A 20,247-nucleotide genomic window follows, 5' to 3' on the forward strand; every position below is an offset into this window, starting at 1 on the left:
GTGCGGATGACCGTCGGCCGGCGACCGATTCGGGCTCAGACGCACGTCGTACCAGCCGACGTGGTCGAGCACGGCACCGGCCGTGCGATGCAGTCGTTCGGCGTCGAGCCGGCCGCTCAGGGTCAGGCCGAACGCGACGACATGCGAGACCTCGGGATGCAGCAGTTGCGAGAGCCACAGGCCGCGCCGGGTCACGGTCATCGCGGATCGCCCCCTGGGCCTCGTCGGGTGGAGCCGTGCCCGGAGATCACGCCCCGACCGTAGGTGCGTCGAGTTGAACGGACGCTGAAATGCGAGGTCCGGCGGTCGACGACGACCGCCGTCCGCGGTGCATCTCCCGCGGCGTCACGCCCCGAGCGCGCGGGCGAACATCGGCCAGGACTCATGCATCTGGTCCTCCCAGTACCCCCAGGAATGCGTACCGGTCGCCGGGAGCCGGACGACGGCCGGGATGCGCAGCGCGGCGAGGCGGTTTGTCATCGTCACCGTGCACGAGCGTGCGGTCGCTTCGGCGAATCCGCCGGCCGCGACCTGTTCGGCGAGCTCCCCCACGTTGCCGGCGATCCGCCGGTCGGACAGATTGTCGTGCGCACCGGGCAATCCGGTCGCCGCACTGATCCACAGGGCGGGGGTGCGACGCCCGAACTTGTAGGCGTTGATCACCGGATCCTGGGCTGCCCACTGCGGGTCCCCGGGCGGACCGTACATGTTGCTGGCGTCGGCGAGTCCGGGGACGAACACCACGTTGCGCAACAGCAACTGCCCGGTGGGCGACGCGGTGTCGGCGCATCCCGAGTAGGAGCCCACCGCCCGGTAGAACCCCGGGTGGTTCTCGGCGATCCGCAGCACCGCCGTACCCGCCATCGAGATCCCCGCGACACCGCGCGAGCGTCCCGGGCCGGATCGTCCCCCGTGCGCGTTCTCGAAGGCGGCGGGCAGCTCCGAGGTCAGAAAGGTCTCCCACCGCAGGGGCCGCGACGTCTTCACGCCGAACCGGAAGTTCGCGGCCGGGTCGACGCGGCGCCAGTCGGCGTAGTAGCTCGCGGCACCGCCGATCGGGGTCACGGTCCACACGTTCTTGTTGGCATAGAACGCGTTGGCGTCGGTGGCGTGCGTCCAGTCGTCGTTGTCCTCGCCGCCGGACGATCCACTGAGCAGGTACATCACCGGTGCGGCCTGATTCCGGTTCGCGGGCGTCTGGACCAGCGACGGGACCTGGGTCTGCATCGACCGTGACCACACCGACACCACGAGATTGCGGGGCGACACCCAGGTCTCCCGGTATGGCGCGCCGGCCGTCGCCTTGGCGTATCGGACACCGGTGAGGGTGTCCGCCGACGCAGATCCCGCGGAGGGCACGAGCACACCCGCCACGCCCATCACCATGGACAGGACGGCAACGCCGACGCCGACGCCGACGACCAGGACATTCGGCAAGCGAGACATCGGCGGCTCCTCGAGTTCGTGCCGAATCATCACCGACCCGGTCCCGTCATCGTATGCACACCGCTCTGTACTCAGGACCGTTCGGGTCAATCGTCCAGGACTGTCGCACAACAGAATCGGACGAATCGGGTATGAGGTGCGTCGGCCCGACGTACGGTCGGACGATGACACCACTCCTGCGCACCGCCGTCGCGACGCTCGCCGCCGCGGCCGCTCTCCTGACGCCGCTCGCGATGTCGTCGGGGACGGCGAATTCCACGCCTTCGTCCGGAGTCTCGGCGGTCAGCCTGGCCAAGGCGGATATCCCGGCCGACCTCCTACCATTCGTGCCCGACGGCGTACACGTGGAGGTTCGGGAGATCACCATCGCCCCCGGCGGCACCACCGGGTGGCACTATCACGACGGCCCGCTCTACGGACTGGTCCGGCAGGGCACCCTCACCCACCCCGGCTCCGACTGCAAGCCGGTGGTGTACCGGACCGGCGAGATCATCGCCGAACCCGGGGGCAAGGCGAACACCCACGAGGGAACCAATCTCGGGACCAGCCCGGTCGTGCTGATCGTCCTGTACCTGATGCCGCTGAACAAGCCGCTGTCCCAGGACGCACCCGCACCGCCGTGTGCGACGGCCACTTCCTGACGGCGGGCGAGCCCGCCCCTGCTTGCTGATCCGAAAGAAGCGACCCCATTGCTCCCTGAGGAGTGAGGAGCGATAGCGACGAGCCACGAAGGGCCTGGTGAGACACGTTGCGAAGCCCTTCGTGGCTCGCTTCGCTCGCACCTCAGGGAGCAGAGGGAGGCCGTCGCTGCACCCAACGGACCAGCGGTTCTGTGGTTCACTCGGATCAGGGAGCAGAACGCTGCCGCCAGTCGAGCAGTGTCCCGAGGTCGGCTGCGAGCGAACGTGAATCAGCGGTCACGAGTTCTCCGTCGCGTACCACCCACCGGCCTGCGACCATGACGTCGCGGGGTCGCCGGCCCGGGCCGGCCCACAGCAGGCCGTCGACCGGGTCGGTGACCCCGGCGTCGAAGACGTCCGAGCAGTCCCACACGCAGAGGTCGGCGGCGGCACCGGGCCGGAGGTGCCCCAGCTCGCTGCGGCCGAGACCTGCCGCCGAACCCTCGGACGCCATCGCGAGAACCTCTCGGGCCGTGACGGGTTCGCCGATCAATCCCGAGACCTGAACGGCCAGGCGGGCATCGGCGAGCAGGTGCCCGGCGTCGTTGCTCCCGCCGCCGCTGGTGCCGAGTCCCACCCGCACACCCGCGGACACGAGCGCCGCAACCCGCGCGACGCCCCATCCCATCGGCACGTCGCACCCGGGCGCGTGGGTCGCAGACGCTCCCGATCGCGCGACCAGAGCCACTTCGTCGTCGGTGATCTCGCACAGATGCGCCAGCGTGACGTCGTCGGCGAGCCAACCCCACTCGTCGAGCAACTCGAGGGGGCGCCGCCCATATCGTTCCGCGGCGACCTGCACATCGACCTGCTCGTTCGCCTGCGTACGACGACGCAGGCCGAGTCGAGATGCGACCTCGCCGAGCGTCGCGAAGGTCTCCGGCCCGTCGCTGTGCACGCCGGACGGGCCGACGGCCAGCTGCAGCATCCCGTCCGCGCTCGTGCCGGTTGCCCCCGCACCCAGATGCGTTCGGTGGATGTCCTCGACCGATGCGGCTGCGGCTTGCGGGTCGTCGCGAGCAGTGCCCCGGACGAAGACCAATCGCGCACCGACCCGTGCGGCGGCATCGATGGTCCCGCCGGCCAACGCGACCGGGTCCTGACCACCGGGCCAGGTCAGATGATGGTCAGCGACCGTAGTGACACCGCACAGCAGGGACTCCGCGAGCCCGGCAGCCGCTGCCGCGGCGACGAGCTCGGGGTCGACACCGACCGATGAATAACGTTGCGCCATCAGGCCGAGCCACTGCGGCATCGGTACCGACCGGCTCTCCGGACGCGACCGGAACGCGGTCTGCAGCAGATGGTGGTGCGCGTTCACGAGACCGGGCGTGACGACGCACCCCGAGACGTCGACGACCTCGTCCGCGGCGGCCCGGCCGCCGACCGCGGCCCCGATCCGCCCGTCGTCGACCACGACCGGATCGCGCGTGACCATCGACGCGTCACGTAGGACCGCCACCGCGCCGGTGAGCACCGTGACGGTCACAGCTCGAGCACCAGACGACCGCTCGTACACCGCGACACGCAGATCATCATCGATTCGTTCTCGGACCGCTCCTCCGGCGACAGGATCGAGTCGCGGTGGTCCACCTCGCCGCTGACCACCCCCGTCTCACAGGTTCCGCAGACACCTTCGCGGCACGACGACGGCGCCACCACCCCACGTCCGTCCAGGACGTCGAGGATGGTGCGATCCTGCGGCACCGTCACCGTCACGCCCGAGAAGGCAAGGGAGAGTTCGAACTCCGCGTCAGCCGCGGACTGCGTCGTCGTGGCCGTGAACTTCTCGGCGAACGAATCCACGGCCGGTTGCGGCTCACACACTTGCGCAACGGCTTCCAGCATCGACGGCGGTCCGCAGGTGTACACGGCGGTGCCGCGGGCGAGCCCGGCCAGGACGCCACCGAGATCCAGGCGGCCCGAGTGGGCCGACTCGTGAATCGTGACCAGTCCGGGGTACCTGGATTCGATCTCGTCGACGAAGGCCATCTCCGCCCGGGACCGTCCGACGTAGACGAGCCGCCACGGCCGCCCGGTACGGCGGACCTCGTCGACGAGGGCGAGGACGGGGGTGATGCCGATACCACCGGCCACGAACACATAACCGAGTGCACGTGTCAGCGCGAAGTGATTGCGCGGCGGGCTGATCCACACCTCGCCGCCCACCTGGATGTCGTCGTGCACGGAGTCCGAACCGCCCCGGCTGTCGATCCGCCGCTCGACGGCGATCCGGTACGTACTCGTGTCGTCAGGGGAGGAACACAACGAGTACTGCCTGACCGGGCCGGCCGGTGTGTGCAGATCGACGTGCGATCCAGCGGTCCACGACGGCAGCGCGGCGACACCGACCGGCGCGAGGACGAATTCGTCCACCCGACGGGCGAGCCGGCGCCGTGACACCACGCGGACACGCAGTCCATCTCGAAGGTCGTTCGCTGACACAGACATCGGAGATCTCCTAGGTATTACGATCTCCGCCGGGATTCCCAGCCACGGGAACCACCCCCACCGTCGCGGATCTCCGACACCTGCGTTGACGCCTGGACAACGACGAGCCGAGCGGCCTCGGAACCGGTGAGCCGCCACCGGTGGGGAATGCCGCCAGCGTAGTAAAGGCTGTCGCCTCTTCGCAATTCGAGGAGACTTCCGTCGCCGAGGTCGACCTCGACCTCGCCGTCGACGACATGCAACCACTCGTCCTGCTCGTGCTGGAAGTACTCGCCGTAGTCCCGCCGGTTCAACAACTGCTCCTGGGGGAAGAACGCGGCGTCTCCTCGAACGAGCAACCGGGCGTATCCGGCGTTGTCGCCGGCCTGCGGAAGGATCGCGCCCTCGCCGGCACGCACCAGTTGCGTCCCGACGGGTGCCGGAGACGGCGCCCCCGCCACGTGCGCAGGGTCCGCGGCCAGCATCAGACTGACCTGGGTGGTGTCCAGCGCCCTGGCGATCCGTTCCAGGGTCGTCATGCTCGGACGCGCGTATCCGCGCTCGAGCTGCGACAAGAACGGATGCGAGATACCGGCCTGCGCAGCCAGATTCGTCAACGTGAGGCCATGCTGCTTACGTCGTCGGCGGATCTCGGCACCCAGCGACACCTGCGCGACGTCCGGCTCGTCGAGCGCCATGTGGCTCACACCCTTCCTGCAGAACCGATGGTTACACGCCCGCAGCGCTGGTTAACGTCGTGGCAACAGCGCATTCCTATATTCGGACGTGTTGACGTGATCAACAAGTATCACGAACCGCCCCAACCCCGCCGACCCCAGCCACAGCGGGACCACCGACCCAGTCGTGCACCGTCGCAAGCCATTTCGATGTTCTCGAGGAAGTGTCATCAATGCCGACTCAGCAGACAGCGCCCGTGCCGGGCATCACCGGTTCACTGGCCGACGGGTCAGTGGTCGATGTCGAGCTGTCCGCCGACGCCGACGGTATCCACCGCGTCCGCGCCGTCTCACCGTTCTCTCCCGATGCCCCGCATCCCGCCGAATGGTTGGATCTCCGCGACCACCTGCTGCTCCCACCCGCCGCCGAACCCCATGCCCACCTGGACAAGGCCCTGTCGTGGCCGGAGTTGTCACCGCCGAGCGGCGACCTCAACGCCGCGATCGCCTCCTGGCGGGCCGGCAGTGTCTCCCTCGATGAGCAGTCCTTCCGGACGCGCGCTCTCCGGGCGACCTCGTCCATGCTGCGCAACGGCATCACCGCGGTGCGCACCCACGCCGACGTGCTCTCGCACGACGACCCACTGCGAGCCGTCCGCGTGCTCACCGAGGTCCGAGAGCACCTGCGCGGACTGATGGACATCCAGGTCGCGGTCCTGGCGAGCCCACTCACGCCCACCGCGCACATCGAGGCCGCGCTCGACGCCGGCGTCGACCTCGTCGGCGGGGCCCCGCACATCGCCGACGACCCGCTCGCCGAGCTCACGAGACTGCTCGACCTCGCCGAAGCGCGCGGTATCGGCGCCGACCTGCACGTCGATGAATTCCTCGACGGTGACCACCTGACCATCGAGGCCTTCGCCGACCGCGTCGCCGAGTGGCCCGACGACCGGATCCGCACGGCCGGCCACTGTTGCCGCCTCGACACCCTGGCCGCCGCCGACCTGCAACGGGTCGCACGGGCGCTCGCACGGGCCCGTGTCTCGGTCGTCGCCTTGCCGGTGACGAACCTGTACCTCCAGGGCCGATCCGGACCGTCCGCGGGGCGACGAGGCATCACGCCGATCGACGTGCTGCGCGATCACGGCGTCCGCGTCGCCGGTGGTGCGGACAACATCCGCGACCCGTTCAACCCCGTGGGCCGGGCCGACCCGCTCGAGACCGCCGCCCTGCTGATCACCGCCGCACATCAGAACCCCCACACCGCAACGGAACTGGTCACCTCCGAGGCGCGTGCCGTGCTCGGACTGGAGCCCGCGGGCCCCGTCGTCGGAGCCCGCGCCGACCTCGTCGCCATCCGCGGCGCCGATCTCACCGAGGTCATCGCCACCGCGCCGGCCGACCGGGTCGTGATCGTGAACGGAACGGCGGTCGCACGCACCGAGTCCACCACCTGGACGGCGTTCCCGTCGTTCCCGGTTCCGTCCCCGGCAGGAGCATCACCGGCCGGAATGTCCTCAGCCGCAGCATCACCGCTGGGCCTGTCCCCCGTCGGCATGGAGAGATGATGAGTTCACCAGCAACGACCCACAGACCGGCACTCGGTCACCCGCTCGTCGGCTTCGAACACGTGGAGCTCACCTATCCGGACGGCACCCACGCCCTCCGCGACGTGAACCTCACCGTGCGCGAGGGCGAGTTCGTGAGCGTCGTGGGCCCATCGGGTTGCGGCAAGTCGACCCTCCTGCGGTTGTCGTCGGGCCTGGAGACGATCACCGACGGTTACCTGCAGAGCGGTGCCGAACGGATCGGTTACGTGTTCCAGGACGCCACCCTGCTCCCGTGGCGGACCGTGGCCGACAACGTCGCACTGCTCGGTGAACTCGACGGTGCACCGAAAGCCGAACGGCGCGAACGCGTCCGCGCCGCGCTGGAGACGGTCGGGCTGACCGGGTTCGACAAGCACCTGCCGCACATGCTGTCCGGCGGCATGCGGATGCGGGTGTCGCTGGCCCGCTCGCTGACGCTCGATCCCGATCTGTTCCTGTTCGACGAACCGTTCGCCGCACTCGACGAATTGACCCGCGAACGGCTCGGTACCGACCTGACCGAGCTGTTCGCCGTCAAACGCTTTGCCGGCCTGTTCATCACCCACTCGGTCGCCGAGGCGGCGTTCCTGTCCACGCGTGTCCTGGTGATGTCGGGACGGCCGGGATCCATCGTCGACGAGATCGAGGTCCCCTTCGACTATCCCCGGTCGCCCGACCTGCGTTTCGAGCCGGAGTTCGGCGCGATCGCCGGCCGGATCTCCCGCGCACTCCGAGAGGCACATTCATGAGCGCCCCCGACACCGGCACCGAGACCGCCCCGGGCGTGCGAACCCCGAAAACCGGCAAGGCCGGTACACCCGACCCCGGCTCCACCACCGAACTCGCCGTGGCCGCACGCACGGGCCGACGCGGCCGCTCCCGATCGAAGATGGTCGGGATCGCCGCGCCGCTCGTCGTCCTGGGCCTGGTCATCGGCGCGTGGTACCTCGTCAGCTACGCGGTGCTCGATCCCGGCCGTCGATTCCTGATGCCGCCCCCGCACCAGGTCGTCACCGACGGACTGCTGGGCGACTCCGCCCAGGCGATGTGGGAGGCTCTGAGCCGCACGGCCACCGTCGCGTTGACCGGCCTGACGATCGCCGCGATCATCGGCATCACGTGGGCGGTGATCATGTCGCAGTCACGGCTGATGGAGAACGCCCTCTTCCCGTATGCCGTGGTGCTGCAGTGCGTCCCGATCCTGGCGCTCGTCCCCCTGGTCGGATTCTGGTTCGGATTCGGCTTCAGTGCACGGGTTTTCGTCTGTGTACTGATCTCACTGTTCCCGATCGTCTCCAACACCCTGTTCGGCCTTCGATCGGTCGACCGGCAGATGCGGGATCTCTTCGCCCTGCACCGTCCGAGCCGCGTCACCATCCTGCGCAAGCTGGAGTTCCCCGCCGCCATGCCGGCCATCTTCGCCGGTCTCCGCATCTCGGCGGGCCTGTCGGTGGTCGGCGCCATCGTGGGCGACTTCTTCTTCAAGCAGGGCAATCCCGGCATCGGCATCCTGATCGACAACTACCGGTCGCGACTGCAAGCCGAGGAACTGTTCGCCTCGATCGTGCTCGCCTCACTTCTCGGCGTGGCCGTCTTCTGGTTCTTCGGCTGGCTGGGCAACCGCATCGTCGGACGCTGGTACCAGCGCTGACCTGATCTTCTCTCGCCGGGTGGTTTCGACTCGGCTCCTCGCTTCGCTCGGTGCCGGCTCAACCAGCGGGGGTATCGGCTCCTCGCTTCGCTCGGTGCCGGCTCAACCAGCGGGGGTATCGGCTCCTCGCTGCGCTCGGTGCCGGCTCAACCAGCGAGTGGGTCTCCTGTCGTCGACACCCCTTGATCCTCCATTCAACTTCCGGAATCTCTCAGCCCGAAAAGGAACTCATCTCATGAACACACCCGTCTGGCGTCGCCTGTCCAAGACCACCGGTGTCGCCGTCGTCGCCGCCGCCCTCGCCTTCACCGCCGCGTGCAGTTCCGGGGAGAGCACCGAATCCTCCGGTTACACGGGGGCGGTCGGCCCTGTCGACCTGAGCGCCAACTGTCCCGACAAGGTCGTCATCCAGACCGACTGGAACCCTGAGGCCGAACACGGCCACCTCTACCAACTCCTCGGCCCCGACCCCACGATCAATGCCGGCAACAAGCGCGTCGTCGGTCCGCTCTTCGACCGCGGCGAATACACCGGCGTCGACATCGAGATCCGGGCCGGCGGACCCGCCATCGGCTTCCAGTCGGTGACCTCGCAGATGTACTCCGACCCGGAGATCCTCCTCGGCTACGTCGACACCGATCAGGCCATCCAGAACTCGAAGGACAACCCGACGACGGCGGTCATGGCACCGCTCGACATCAGTCCGCAGATGATCATGTGGGATCCCGCCACCTACCCGCAGGTCCAGGGGATCGCCGACCTCAAGGCGGCGAACGCACGCGTCCTGTACTTCGAGGGGGCCACCTACATGGACTACCTGACCGGGTCGGGCGTCCTCTCCCCCGCGCAGGTCGACGGCAGCTACGACGGGTCGCCGGCCAACTTCGTCTCCGACGGCGGCAAGACCGCCCAGCAGGGGTTCGCCAGCTCCGAGCCGCAGGTCTACCAGGAAGAGGTCGAGGGCTGGCAGAAGCCGGTGAAGTACCAGCTGATCCACGACGTCGGCTTCCCGTCCTACAAGTCGTCGGTGGCGGTTCGCTCGGACGCACTGGAGGACAACGCCGCCTGCCTCGAGCAGCTGGTGCCGGTGTTGCAGCGCGGTTCGGTCGATTATCTGGCGTCGCCACAGGCGGCCGACGCGGTCATCCTCGACGCCGTCGAGCAGTACGACACGGGGTGGGTGTACTCCCAGCGGAACGCCGACTACGCGCGGGAGACGATGGCCGACCTCAACCTGGTGAGCAACGGCACCGACACGACGATCGGCAACTTCGACACCGCGCGCGTCGCCCGGGTGATGGAGGTGACCGGGCCGATCTTCACCGAGCAGGGCACGCCCGCAGCCGACGGCCTGACGCCCGAGGCGATCGCGACCAACCGCTTCATCGACACCTCGGTGGGCCTGCCGTCATGACCGCTCCGGTGGTCGCGGTCGGTACCGACGAGGGACGCCCCGACTTCGGCCCCGAGGACGTCGATGCGCTGGCCGACGACCTGCTCGCGATCGTCGGCCCGCGTGGCATCAGCTCACTTCCCCGCGCGCTCGAACGCGCGGCCCGCGACGGCTCGGGGATGAGTCCGATCCTGTCGGCGCAGGATCTCGGCCGACCCGATCTCGTGTGCTACCCGCGCACGGCCGACGCGGTGCCCCACATCGTCCGCGCGGCGGTCGCCCGCGGCGTACCGATCACCACGCGCGGCAAGGGAACCGGGAACTACGGCCAGGTCATCCCGCGCTTCGGCGGACTCGTCCTCGACATGACGTCGCTGACCGCGATCGGGGACGTCACCGACCGTTCGGTCACCGCCCAGGCGGGCGCGCGGATGATCAACCTGGAACAGACCGCATGGTCGCACGGCAGCCAGCTGTGGATGTACCCGTCGACCGTCCAGTCGACGCTCGGCGGGTTCCTGGCGGGAGGTTCGGCTGGTACCGGCACGATCGTGCACGGCCGCAACCATCAGGGGTTCGTCGACGCACTGGATGTCGTCCATGCGACCGACGAGGCCGAGGTGGTCAATCTCGAGGGCGACGACGCAACCCCGTTCGTGCACACCTACGGGGTCGCCGGCATCATCGTCGGCGCCACCGTCCGGGTGGAACCGCTGCAGGAATGGCGCTGCGTGTACGCGAGTTTCGGCTCCACACGCGAGGCGTTCGACGCGGCGCTCCGACTGGCGGCGGTCGAACCGAAGCCGCGTCTGCTGTCCGCGGACGGCCCCGTCATCACGGGGGCGCTGCCCGACGACCCCGCGCTCGTCCGCGGTCGCGCCAGCGTGCGCGGGATCATCGACGCCCGGGCATTGGCGGAGACCACCGACCTGGTCGTCGCCGCCGGCGGCCGCGTCGAAGCGGTCCGCGAGGGCATCGCCGAGACGGTCAAGCTGTCGACGCTGTCCTACAACCACCCGACGTGGTGGTTACAGAAGTCGCAGCCGGACAGGTGGTTCCACATGGAGGTACGCGGGGACGCACTCGTCACCCGGCTCGAGGAGGTGGAGAAGGTGTACGAGGGCGGCATGCTGCATCTCGAGGTCGGCCACGAGATGATGTTCGGGATGCTCAACGGGATCTACCGCAGTCCGCAGCAGGTCATCGACGGCGTCGCCGCACTCGAGGATCTCGGGGTCGGCGTCCACTCCCCGCACCAGTGGTACGTCGATCTCGATGCCGAGCGCGTCCGCGCGCTGGCGCACCAGACCGACCCGAAGGGTCTGCTCAATCCCGGAAGGTGGATGTGAACACGGTGACCACCAGGACGACGCGCCCGGCCGCGCACCGGCGTTATGCCGAGCTGACCACCGAACAGATCGGCACCACCCTGTCGCGGGACTCGATTCTCGTACTACCCACGGGCGCAATCGAACCGCACGGCCCGCACCTGCCGTTGGCCACCGATCTCATCGTCGCGGAGTCGGTCGCCGAGGCCGTCGTGGACCGCGGTGCCGCCGCGGGGCACGATGTCTGGCTCCTGCCGGCGCTGGGTTACACCAAATCCGACGAGCACTCGCGGCTCCCGGGCACGATCTGGCTGCGGGCGAGCACCCTGTTCGAGACGATCGTCGACATCGGGGCGTCGCTCGCACAGACCCCGGCGCGTCGTGTGCTGTTCCTCAACGCGCACGGCGGCAACTCCGCACTGATCGAGGTCGCCGCGCGCGAACTCCGACGACGGTTCGACCTGCAGACCTTCTTCTCCTCCGGCCCGGGTCACCCCGGTCCCACCGAGCGCGGACTCGGTATCCACGCGGGCTGGGCGGAGACCTCGATGATGCTGCACCTCCGGCCGGATCTCGTGCACATGGACAAGGCGGTCGCGACGGTGGCGGACGCGGTCGCCGACGCCGGGCACGTCGGTTTCGCCGGCACCGTCCGATTCGGTTGGCTGTCCACCGATTTCGCCGAGTCTGGGGTGATCGGCGACCCCACTGGAGCCGACGCCTCGATCGGCGCGAAGCTTTTCGACGAGCGCGTCGAGGACCTCGTCGCCGCGCTGCCGGAGATCGCCACCTTCGACCCGGGCCGGGTGGGGCGTTGATCACCAGCGGTACCGGATTCGGAACCGATTGCGCGAGCGCGGATCAGCTCTCGGTCCACCCGATGACGCTGCTGCGGAACTGGCTTCCCCCGTCGGACGAGCCACGGCCGTTGATGGCACTGGCGACGTGCGGCCCCGACGGTTATCCCCGGGTCCGACACGTGCTGATCACCGAGGCCGACGACACCGCGGTCTACTTCCACACCGACAGCCGGTCGGCCAAGGTGGCCGAACTCGCCGACAACCCCCGGGCCTCGATCGCGATCGCCTGGCCCGCCGTCGGCCGGCAGGTCGTCGCGCACGGTGACGTCCGGCGAGCGTCGGACGACGAACTGTCCGAGGCCTACTCGCGCCGTTCCCGGTACCTGCAACTCCTGGCATGGTTGAACGACGACGACCTCGCCGCAATGCCACCCGAGGAGCGGCGTCGGCGATGGTCCGACTACGACTCGGCCCACCCGCGACTGACCGCACCGCCCACCTGGACCGGGTACGCCGTCGACTTGCGGGAGATTACCTTCTGGCGCGGCGACCCGGACGGGCCGTCGCAGCGAGTACGGTTCACCGACAACGGAAATCATTGGAATTCGGAGGTCCTACCGGGATGACCGGCACTTACCACAACGCCCTCGTACTGCCGGTCAGCGGCGATAGGCCCTGGTTCTGGGGATGGCTGTCGGTGGGCGAGGACGGCCGGATCTCCGGGATGGGCGAGGGCTCACCGCCGGCCGACGCACCGCTCCCCCGCCACGATCTCGACGGCGCCTTCCTCGCACCCGGTTTCGTCTCGGCACACAGTCACATCTACACCGGCGGGATGCGCGGGGTGGCGCCCAACAGCCCACTCTATGAATGGGTCACGCTGAACAGCACGATGCTGCTCGGCGCCGATGCGCAGGACCTGTACTGGATGACGCTGGCCGGCGGGCTCGATCACCTGTCCTCGGGAATCACCTCCGTGTACAACTTCACCCAGTCCCGCGTCCTGGCACTCTTCGACTACGAGGAGTCCGTCCTCAAGGCGGCTCGGGTGCATTCTCCGGAGTTCGTCACCGCCCAGGTGGACGGCTTGGCGGCCACCGGGATCCGATTCGTCACCAGTGTGCGACTCGACGACGAGCAACTCGGCGAGGACGCCGCGTTCGCCGGTTTCGACGAGGTGATGACCCACCTGACGACCGTCGACCGCGACCTCGATCTGGGTGGTTCGGTCTACGGCTCGGTGCAGTGGTCGTCGTCGCAGGCGACCGCCGAACGCGAACGGGCACTGATGGACCGGTACGGGATCACCAATCAGGCGCACTTCGTCGAGACTGCCGAGCAGATCGAGATCCAGCAGTCGAAATTCGACTGGTACGACGCCGCAGGCGTTCTGGGCCCCGGCTTCGCCTTCGGACACTTCGTGCACCCGACCGAGAACATGGTCGCGCGTGTGCGCGACACGGGGTCGGCGGTGGTGTGGCAGCCGATGTCGAACGGTCGGCTCGGTTCCGGCATCGCCGACATCCCCCGTCTGCTCCGGGATTCGGTGACCGTCGGCGTCGGTGTGGACGACCAGTCGTGCACCGACGTGTCGGACCCGTTCGAGAACATGCGCACCGGTATGTTCCTGCAGCGCGGAAAGCACAGCGACGCCGCGGTTCTCACCCCCGTCGACATGCTCACCCTGCACACGCTCGGGTCGGCATCGGCGATGGGCGTGGCCGACAAGGTCGGTTCGCTGGAGGTCGGGAAGTTCGCGGACCTGCTCGTCGTCGATCCCCGTTCCCCCCACCTCGGCCCGATCTGGGACCCCGTCGCCACCTACGTGCTCGGTTGCGGACTGCGCAACCTACGCGAGGTCGTGGTGGGTGGCCGCACGGTATGGGACCGCGACGTCGCCGATCCGCTGCGCGCACAGGCTGATTCCGAACTCACCGAGCGGATGATCGCGTCAGCGGCACGGTCGGGGATCCATGCGGTGCGCCCACCCGCCGCCGCGACACCATCATCACCGCCGTCGTGACCACCAGCGCCACGATCGTCGCGACCGCGACGCCGACGACCGCCGCCGTCTCGCCGAGGGCGGCGACGGTGATCCCGACGAACGCCCAGATCAGGGTCAGTGGGTATGCGACGAGCACCGACCCGACGGCGGCGGTCACGGCGAGGCCGAGCAGGGCGCATGCGAGCAGGATGGTCAGCTGCCATCCCAGGGACCGAGGGTCGGCGAGGTCGGCACCGATCGCCGCAGCCCAGTTCTGGAAGACCGCCGCGGTGGCCCAGGCCGCATAGACACCGACGAGGATGCGGGTCAGGACGATGAGCCACCGGGGCGCCGCGTCGTCGGCCGGTCTCGCGGCGATGCGGGCGGCGTCGAGCAGGACCACCGTCATGACCGTCAGCACGATCGGTGTCACCCACGTCCACTCCGCGGCCGACACCAGAATCCACAGCGCAGCGCCGGCGAACGCGACTTCGAGGTCGATGAGCAGACGCCGCGGGTCGTCGGTCCCGGTGGCACCTTTCCACACCACGGCAATGGCGAAGACGATCGACAGCAGGTAGATGAGACTCCAGATCGAGAACGTGTAGCCCGCCGGGGTGATCAACAGATCTGTGGTCGATTCGTTGGGCGAGGCGCCGAAGCCGGAGAACGGGACCACGGGCGCGACCACCTGCGCGACCGCCAGGAACACGGCAAGCCAGGTGATCGGACCGGAGACGCGTGTGGGTGTCATGTGATCCAAGGTAGGCACCAGTGTCCGGTTTGCGTCGCGAACTCTATTGAGGTTGCGAGCGAGACACCCCCGCCGCCTAGCGCCCGAAGCTTGCGGCGGGACGTCTCCCCGCTCCTGAGGAGCGCCCTGAGCTTGCGGAGGCCCGGGCCCACTGCTCCCATGGAGCGTCGGGTATACGCCATTGCTCGTTACAGCATCCCGTTGAGCAGAAGGAGGTTTCACACTGTGGAGTTGTCAAGGATCGTGTGGCGCCGGGGTCGACGCCGGAGGGTCTGTGGAGTGTTCGCGTGGACTGTCTAGACGAGGGCTTCGTCGAGTCGCATGGTGCGCCGGTTGTAGGCGGGTCGAGGTAGGCGTTTCGGGTCGATGTCGGCGGGCGGAATCAGCCAGGGGTGCCGGTCGGGACCCATCACCACCTGCCAGCCATGGTGATGGACCTGGGTGTGACAGCGCTGGCACAACAGGCACCCGTTGTCCAGATCGGTCGGACCGCCATCGGCCCAGTGGACGAGGTGGTGCACTTGGGTATGTGCTGCGGGGGCACCGCATTTCACGCAACACTGATCGCGCACGACGATCGCCTGCCGCAGATGGTGCGGGAACAGACGTTTCGTAGTGCCCATCCGCAACGGCACCCCTTCGTTGTCAAGGACGATCTCGGCCACCCCACCATCACACGACAGCCGCCGCGCCGTCGACTCTGACACCGCACCCATCCACGGCAGCCGAGCCGGACCAACCCCATCGGCAGGAATGGTCACCAGCAGTTGGGTGCGTGGTGCTCCGGCGGTGGTCATCGCCGCGCCGATCGCAGCTTGATCCAACAACAGTTCCAGTGCATCTGCACGGCGCTCGGCCACGCCTCGACGGTCGGCAGCGCCGTCGGGTTCGGGACGCGGACAGGACCGTTCGTCGATCATCGACACGAACTTCTCCCCGATCACCGCGGTCACATCTGCGGTGATCGCGACCCGACCCTCCTCGGTGATGTGGGTGTGCACGGTGTTCAGCGACGCATCATCGGCCGCCGGCAAGGCGGCGGGGTCGGTGTCGGCGACCCGAATGGCGATCCCGCGGGCGTGGTCGTCGATCTGGGCAGGGGTGGCACCGGAGAACGCCTGCGCGAGCAACTCGCTCTCGAACGTTGACCGGTCGTCGTCGGACAACGCTGACGCCGAACGCTTGTCCACCAGAGTGATCCCACGGATCACCGCGTCGACACACTCAGCAGACAGATAGCCCTCGGCAGCGCAGTCGGCAACCTTCGGCACCAACCCCAACCCGCCGGCGATACGCACATGACGGTGCGCGGCCGCGGGTGGCATGCCCATCTCGATCAACACGTTTCGCGTCGTCGACCCCGCCCGTACCGCGGCACCCGTGGCATCGAAAAGTGCTGTATGCACGGCGATCTGGTGATCGAGCACGTTGCGCAGCATCCGTAGTTCGTCGAGTCGTTCGTGCAGAGCACGGCCACTGCCGTCGTCGGGTGGTGACGGCAGTGAGATGAGGGTGTCGCGGAGTTCGATGATCGAGGGCATGACACGAAGCTACTCGCAATCACGTTCGACGACGAAGTTTCTCCACAGCCCTCATTGTCATCGAATCCTGTTGCACAGCAGTCGCTGTCACTCGTGCCCCAGCGGTGAACCGTGGTGGACTGTGGTGAACAGAAGCCCCATCAGTCCCACACGTTTGGTCAGAGCCGGTGCGCCCGAGTCACTCATGACCCGTTTCCCGAGGAGCGAGCTTGCGAGCGTCAATGCCTGCTCCCTGAGAAGCCGCCATCACACCTGCGGTACTGCGGACTTTCGGATCGGGGCGCGGAGAAGCTCGTCGAACGACCAGACCGATGGCGACGGCCGCGGCGTAGACGACGCCGGTGACGATGGCGCCACCGAGGGTCCCGACTGCCTGGCCGGCGACACCGTCGAGCACCACCATCACACCCGCACCGCTGTAGGCGAAGGCGGAGAACCGCGATGCCACACGGCCCTGCTCGACGGCGCCGAGACCGCGGGTGACAGCGGCGAGCGCCACTCGGTACCCCCCGGCCTGACCGATCCCGCCGACGACCGTACCCAGGACGATCACGTCGAGCCGGCCGAGGACGAGACCCACCACCGCCGTAGACCATCCGACGACCAGGAGCACCCCGACCGCCGGTAACGTCGTCACGAGCCGCACCCCCACGCCGGCGAGACTCGCGACCATCGAGACCAACAGACATGCGCCACCGACACATTGGGCCACGAGGAGCGAGTCGCTCGCTCCGGTGGTGAGGATCGCGGCGGGCATCGCGCCCACCGCGAGCGCACCGATCGCCCACGCCAGCGCGCCGATCAGATAGGCACCGGGATCTCGACGACGGGTGCCCGCAACGTCGAGGTCGCCTTCGTGGACGTCGAGGTCGCCGGTATGAGCGTGTGTCGACTGCGGCGCGAAGCCGTCGTCCATCGACGAATCATTGCCATACGCAAGCAAACCGGGAGCCAGACGCAGACCGACGAGCAAGACAATCAGGCATACGGCGGTCGCCGCGGCGTGGATCGCGTACACCGTGACCAGCTGCCAGGGCAGGAACACGGCTATCGCGATGGCCGCAACCAGCCCGCTTCCGGCGCCGATGAGCGAACCGGAGGCGATGAACGCACGACCCCGTTCGCCGCGGGCGGCCACCATGATCGCCGCGGCGGCGCCCGTGCTCAGGCCCACCGACGCCCCGGTGAGGAACCGTCCCGGGAACAGCAGCACGTCGACCGATGCGCCGACGATCTGCAGGAGGTCGCCGACGATCGCCGCGAGGAGAGCGAGCGGTAACACCGTGCGGCTGTGCCGGATGAGCGGGCCGCGAGCCGAGATCAACAGGATGATGATCAGGGCGATGAAGTAGGTGGCGAACAGCACCGACGCCGCGGCGGGCCCGAACTCATGGGTGTCCATGTATCCCGGAAGCAGTGGCGTCATCGCATTCGAGCCGCAGATGGCGAGAATGAACCCCACCCCGGAAGCGCCTGTGAGCACACGGATTCCACGGTCGGATCTCAGAGCGACTGCCATGGGGAGAACTCAAACCGACGTCTGTGACCATCGGGCAACCCCGTCGTGGCCGTCGTATTGCGCACCTCGTCGCCACGACGCCGAGGCGCTGACCTGCCACGTTCTGGCGGGTGACGACGATGGCGCCGGTCGCGCCGGAGACTCAGCCCACCGGGCGAAGGTCCGGAGTCGCCCCCGGGCGGGGTCCCCAGTACCTCTCGACCCAACTGCCCGACCCGGCCGGCTCATCGGTCTCGGTGATGTCCCAGTCCACGAACTCGTGTAGATCGCCCGCCATCTCGACGATGACGTCGCGCAGTTCGAGGGGCTCCAGCCAGCGCGGTGGGATGGCCTCGACCCCGTCGCGCGCACCCAGCAGGTTGCCTACGATCGCGCCGGTGGAGTCCGAGTCGCCGTCGTGATTGACCGCGATGATCACCGCGTCCTCGAGGTCGTCGGCCACCAGCGCGGAGTAGACGGCGATCGCGAGCGCCTCCTCTCCGACCCAGCCCTCGCCGAGGCGCGTGATCGCCGCCTCGTGGGACAGGCCCGAACCGGCAAGGCTTTCCGCGGCATCGAGGGCGGTGAGGGTCTCCTCGTGACCGGAACGATTCCGGAGGATGCCTTTCGCCGTCGCCAGCGCCTCCGGCAGGCCGGCCCCGACGATCAGCTCGCGAACCGCGACCGCGAGAACGCCGGCGGGAAGCGAACCGGAGGGATGGCCGTGGGTGAGCGCCGCGAGTGTGGTCGCGAGGTCGAAAGTGCCTGCGGCAGACCAGTCCGCGCGGGCCGCGAACAAACCGACCGGCGCCACCCGCATGACACCTCCGCAGCCCTTGCTGTCGTTGTCGGCCGGGACGCCCGGACGAGTGGTCACCCGGAGCGCCTCGAGACAGGTGGTGCCGGGTGCCCGTCGGCTGTGCAACTGCTGGTGCCCTGCCAGCCAGCTGGACCGTTCGGTCGTCGCCAGCACGCCGTGCCGCGGATGGCCGCCCTGCGTGATGAACCACCGCAGGTATGCGCGGGCCGTCGTGGCCGCGTAGCAGGAGATGCCTCCCGCGCAGTCGCGGGCCCAGGCGCGCAGCAGACCCTCCGCAGTGAACAGCGTCATCTGGGTGTCGTCGGTGATGGTGCCGAGGCCGCCGTACGCCTCGGAGTAGGAGGTGATGCCCGCGGGTCCGAACCTCTCCAGGATCGCGTCCCGAGTCGAGAACTCGACTGCCCCGCCCAGCGCGTCGCCGGCAGCACCGGCGAGCAGACATCCGGTGAACCGATCCATGTTCGCCCCCTGTGCTTTCCCCGGCGTTCATCCATGGTCACACGGTTGCGCCGACTCTGCTGGACAGCGGACCGCGAACGGGTACTTTCAGAGGACCTCGAGACGAAGGGGCTCCGATCGTGCTCTCCCTCATCCCCGGTTCACAGCGTCGCAGCCTGGACGAGATCGTCGAGCGCCTCGACTTCTCCGTCGGCGACCGCACCGCCAAACGCAGCGCCTTCTGGTTGATGCTCACGCTGTCCGGCATCATCGCGGTCTCGGGAGTCGTCGCCGACAGCACGGCGACCGTCATCGGGGCGATGATCGTCGCGCCGCTGTCGACACCGATCCTCGGCATCGGACTCGGGATCGCCACCGGCCGTGGTCGACTCGTGCTCGCGAGTGTCGGTTACGTGCTCGCCGGGGTCATCCTGGTGACGATCCTGGGCGTCGTGTTCGCCCAGTTGCTACCCAACCCGACGAACGTGCTCTCCAACTCACAGGTGCTGGGCCGGACGTCACCGACGCTCGTCGACCTCCTGGCCGCCCTCGCCACCGGCCTCGTCGGCGCGATCGCCATCACCCGTCGCGACGTCGGTGATGTGCTGCCCGGCGTGGCCATCGCCATCTCCCTGGTGCCGCCACTCGGGGTCGTCGGCGTCTGCCTCGGGTCGGGAGCCCCGTCGCTCGCACTGGGCGCCTTCGTGCTGTTCGCGTCGAACGTGGTCGCGATGATCATCACGAGCCTCGTCGTGTTGACGATCGCAGGCTATGGCCGAGAGGCCGCCGATCTCGCCGGTGCGGAACATCCGAGGGCCCCTCGACGCCGGGCCTACGCGGCACTGGCCGTAGCTCTCGTCGTCGTCACCGTCCCGATGGTCGCGAACTCGCTCTCGTCACTGTGGTCCCGGCAGATCGCGACCGCGGCGGAGTCGTGGCTCGGATCGGGCGGGAACGACTCGTCCGAGGTGACCGGCGTCAGCTGGACCGGCAGCACGGTCACCGTCGGTGTGCTGGCCCCGCAGGACCTGCCGCCGATCGACGAGCTCCAGACGACGGTCGACGAGTTGGTCCCCTGGGACCCCGAGGTCGTCGTCGTCCACACGGTCGGCGAGCGGTCGGGTGTCAACTGAGCGTGCCGAACCCCGGCGAGGCATCCGCGCTTCTGACAGAGTGGTACGTACGCATCGCTCACCGAGAACGTCACCGTACGCACTC

Annotated in this window: 18 protein-coding genes; 10 read left to right on the forward strand and 8 right to left on the reverse strand. The window is 68.6% G+C overall.

Annotated elements, in window-relative coordinates:
• Nucleotides 1–345: 345 nt before the first annotated feature.
• Nucleotides 346–1,446: an alpha/beta hydrolase family protein gene (locus GR168_RS19575; protein WP_137810392.1), complete on the reverse strand. Its 1,101-nt coding sequence runs from the start codon at nucleotides 1,444–1,446 to the stop codon at nucleotides 346–348.
• 164 nt (nucleotides 1,447–1,610) lie between these two features.
• Between GR168_RS19575 and GR168_RS19580 the strand changes: the two genes are divergently transcribed.
• The gene (locus GR168_RS19580) at nucleotides 1,611–2,087 is read left to right on the forward strand and encodes a cupin domain-containing protein (RefSeq protein ID WP_137810393.1); all 477 of its coding nucleotides are present in this window, start codon (nucleotides 1,611–1,613) and stop codon (nucleotides 2,085–2,087) included.
• A 205-nt stretch (nucleotides 2,088–2,292) separates the two neighbouring features.
• Here the strand turns inward: GR168_RS19580 and GR168_RS19585 are convergent, their stop codons facing one another.
• Genes GR168_RS19585 through GR168_RS19595 form a run of 3 tightly spaced genes read right to left on the reverse strand, consistent with a single transcriptional unit; the run spans nucleotide 2,293 to nucleotide 5,254 of the window.
• A complete protein-coding gene (locus GR168_RS19585) occupies nucleotides 2,293–3,615 on the reverse strand; it encodes an amidohydrolase family protein (RefSeq protein WP_137810394.1) in 1,323 nt (440 codons plus the stop codon).
• A complete protein-coding gene (locus GR168_RS19590) occupies nucleotides 3,612–4,577 on the reverse strand; it encodes a PDR/VanB family oxidoreductase (protein WP_137810395.1) in 966 nt (321 codons plus the stop codon). The genes GR168_RS19585 and GR168_RS19590 overlap by 4 nt, the downstream gene beginning before the upstream one ends.
• Nucleotides 4,578–4,594: 17 nt before the next feature.
• On the reverse strand, nucleotides 4,595–5,254 hold the full coding sequence (locus tag GR168_RS19595; protein WP_058249777.1) for an XRE family transcriptional regulator: 660 nt from the start codon (nucleotides 5,252–5,254) through the stop codon (nucleotides 4,595–4,597).
• Between the two features lie 212 nt (nucleotides 5,255–5,466).
• Here GR168_RS19595 and GR168_RS19600 point away from each other — a divergent pair, with 212 nt between their 5' ends.
• The 8 genes from GR168_RS19600 (at nucleotide 5,467) to GR168_RS19635 (ending at nucleotide 14,017) form a co-directional block, all read left to right on the forward strand.
• Entirely contained in the window at nucleotides 5,467–6,801 is a 1,335-nt protein-coding gene (locus GR168_RS19600) for an amidohydrolase family protein (protein WP_159371486.1), read from the forward strand.
• On the forward strand, nucleotides 6,801–7,571 hold the full coding sequence (locus tag GR168_RS19605; RefSeq protein ID WP_058249775.1) for an ABC transporter ATP-binding protein: 771 nt from the start codon (nucleotides 6,801–6,803) through the stop codon (nucleotides 7,569–7,571). Before GR168_RS19600 ends, GR168_RS19605 begins: the two co-directional genes overlap by 1 nt.
• Complete coding sequence (locus GR168_RS19610; protein WP_078112714.1) at nucleotides 7,568–8,473, forward strand: ABC transporter permease; 906 nt, start codon at nucleotides 7,568–7,570, stop codon at nucleotides 8,471–8,473. The genes GR168_RS19605 and GR168_RS19610 overlap by 4 nt, the downstream gene beginning before the upstream one ends.
• A 235-nt stretch (nucleotides 8,474–8,708) precedes the next feature.
• On the forward strand, nucleotides 8,709–9,887 hold the full coding sequence (locus GR168_RS19615; RefSeq protein ID WP_159371487.1) for an ABC transporter substrate-binding protein: 1,179 nt from the start codon (nucleotides 8,709–8,711) through the stop codon (nucleotides 9,885–9,887).
• The gene (locus tag GR168_RS19620) at nucleotides 9,884–11,215 is read left to right on the forward strand and encodes an FAD-binding oxidoreductase (RefSeq protein WP_159371488.1); all 1,332 of its coding nucleotides are present in this window, start codon (nucleotides 9,884–9,886) and stop codon (nucleotides 11,213–11,215) included. The genes GR168_RS19615 and GR168_RS19620 overlap by 4 nt, the downstream gene beginning before the upstream one ends.
• A gap of 5 nt (nucleotides 11,216–11,220) precedes the next feature.
• Nucleotides 11,221–12,012, forward strand: coding sequence for a creatininase family protein (locus GR168_RS19625; protein ID WP_226514084.1), 792 nt, complete (start codon nucleotides 11,221–11,223; stop codon nucleotides 12,010–12,012).
• Nucleotides 12,009–12,620: a pyridoxamine 5'-phosphate oxidase family protein gene (locus GR168_RS19630; protein ID WP_159371489.1), complete on the forward strand. Its 612-nt coding sequence runs from the start codon at nucleotides 12,009–12,011 to the stop codon at nucleotides 12,618–12,620. Before GR168_RS19625 ends, GR168_RS19630 begins: the two co-directional genes overlap by 4 nt.
• Nucleotides 12,617–14,017, forward strand: a complete 1,401-nt coding sequence (locus GR168_RS19635) for an amidohydrolase family protein (RefSeq protein ID WP_159371490.1) — start codon at nucleotides 12,617–12,619, stop codon at nucleotides 14,015–14,017. The genes GR168_RS19630 and GR168_RS19635 overlap by 4 nt, the downstream gene beginning before the upstream one ends.
• Here the strand turns inward: GR168_RS19635 and GR168_RS19640 are convergent.
• The 4 genes from GR168_RS19640 to GR168_RS19655 all read right to left on the reverse strand — a co-directional run bounded on the left by GR168_RS19640 (nucleotide 13,926) and on the right by GR168_RS19655 (nucleotide 19,050).
• Nucleotides 13,926–14,732: a hypothetical protein gene (locus GR168_RS19640; RefSeq protein ID WP_058249768.1), complete on the reverse strand. Its 807-nt coding sequence runs from the start codon at nucleotides 14,730–14,732 to the stop codon at nucleotides 13,926–13,928. The genes GR168_RS19635 and GR168_RS19640 overlap by 92 nt on opposite strands.
• 296 nt (nucleotides 14,733–15,028) lie before the next feature.
• Nucleotides 15,029–16,273 carry an HNH endonuclease signature motif containing protein gene (locus tag GR168_RS19645; RefSeq protein WP_058249767.1) on the reverse strand — a complete coding sequence of 415 codons (1,245 nt, stop codon included), beginning with the start codon at nucleotides 16,271–16,273 and terminating at the stop codon, nucleotides 15,029–15,031.
• Between the two features lie 178 nt (nucleotides 16,274–16,451).
• Nucleotides 16,452–17,756 carry an MFS transporter gene (locus GR168_RS19650; protein WP_231742197.1) on the reverse strand — a complete coding sequence of 435 codons (1,305 nt, stop codon included), beginning with the start codon at nucleotides 17,754–17,756 and terminating at the stop codon, nucleotides 16,452–16,454.
• Between the two features lie 178 nt (nucleotides 17,757–17,934).
• A complete protein-coding gene (locus tag GR168_RS19655) occupies nucleotides 17,935–19,050 on the reverse strand; it encodes an ADP-ribosylglycohydrolase family protein (RefSeq protein WP_058249766.1) in 1,116 nt (371 codons plus the stop codon).
• Between the two features lie 119 nt (nucleotides 19,051–19,169).
• On the opposite strand from GR168_RS19655, the gene GR168_RS19660 reads away from it, so the two are divergent.
• Nucleotides 19,170–20,162 (forward strand): TIGR00341 family protein, encoded by a 993-nt coding sequence (locus GR168_RS19660; protein ID WP_078112726.1) that lies wholly within the window; start codon nucleotides 19,170–19,172, stop codon nucleotides 20,160–20,162.
• Nucleotides 20,163–20,247 lie beyond the last annotated feature (85 nt).

The organism is Gordonia sp. JH63 (assembly GCF_009856645.1).
Lineage (GTDB): Bacteria > Actinomycetota > Actinomycetes > Mycobacteriales > Mycobacteriaceae > Gordonia > Gordonia hongkongensis.

What these genes read in the sequence shown, in the direction of transcription:
- GR168_RS19575 (WP_137810392.1), bottom strand. Translation starts at nt 1,446, where the DNA reads ATGTCTCGCTTGCCGAATGTCCTGGTCGTCGGCGTCGGCGTCGGCGTT.
- GR168_RS19580 (WP_137810393.1), top strand. Translation starts at nt 1,611, where the DNA reads ATGACACCACTCCTGCGCACCGCCGTCGCGACGCTCGCCGCCGCGGCC.
- GR168_RS19590 (WP_137810395.1), bottom strand. Translation starts at nt 4,577, where the DNA reads ATGTCTGTGTCAGCGAACGACCTTCGAGATGGACTGCGTGTCCGCGTG.
- GR168_RS19595 (WP_058249777.1), bottom strand. Translation starts at nt 5,254, where the DNA reads ATGGCGCTCGACGAGCCGGACGTCGCGCAGGTGTCGCTGGGTGCCGAG.
- GR168_RS19600 (WP_159371486.1), top strand. Translation starts at nt 5,467, where the DNA reads ATGCCGACTCAGCAGACAGCGCCCGTGCCGGGCATCACCGGTTCACTG.
- GR168_RS19605 (WP_058249775.1), top strand. Translation starts at nt 6,801, where the DNA reads ATGAGTTCACCAGCAACGACCCACAGACCGGCACTCGGTCACCCGCTC.
- GR168_RS19610 (WP_078112714.1), top strand. Translation starts at nt 7,568, where the DNA reads ATGAGCGCCCCCGACACCGGCACCGAGACCGCCCCGGGCGTGCGAACC.
- GR168_RS19615 (WP_159371487.1), top strand. Translation starts at nt 8,709, where the DNA reads ATGAACACACCCGTCTGGCGTCGCCTGTCCAAGACCACCGGTGTCGCC.
- GR168_RS19620 (WP_159371488.1), top strand. Translation starts at nt 9,884, where the DNA reads ATGACCGCTCCGGTGGTCGCGGTCGGTACCGACGAGGGACGCCCCGAC.
- GR168_RS19635 (WP_159371490.1), top strand. Translation starts at nt 12,617, where the DNA reads ATGACCGGCACTTACCACAACGCCCTCGTACTGCCGGTCAGCGGCGAT.
- GR168_RS19640 (WP_058249768.1), bottom strand. Translation starts at nt 14,732, where the DNA reads ATGACACCCACACGCGTCTCCGGTCCGATCACCTGGCTTGCCGTGTTC.
- GR168_RS19645 (WP_058249767.1), bottom strand. Translation starts at nt 16,273, where the DNA reads ATGCCCTCGATCATCGAACTCCGCGACACCCTCATCTCACTGCCGTCA.
- GR168_RS19655 (WP_058249766.1), bottom strand. Translation starts at nt 19,050, where the DNA reads ATGGATCGGTTCACCGGATGTCTGCTCGCCGGTGCTGCCGGCGACGCG.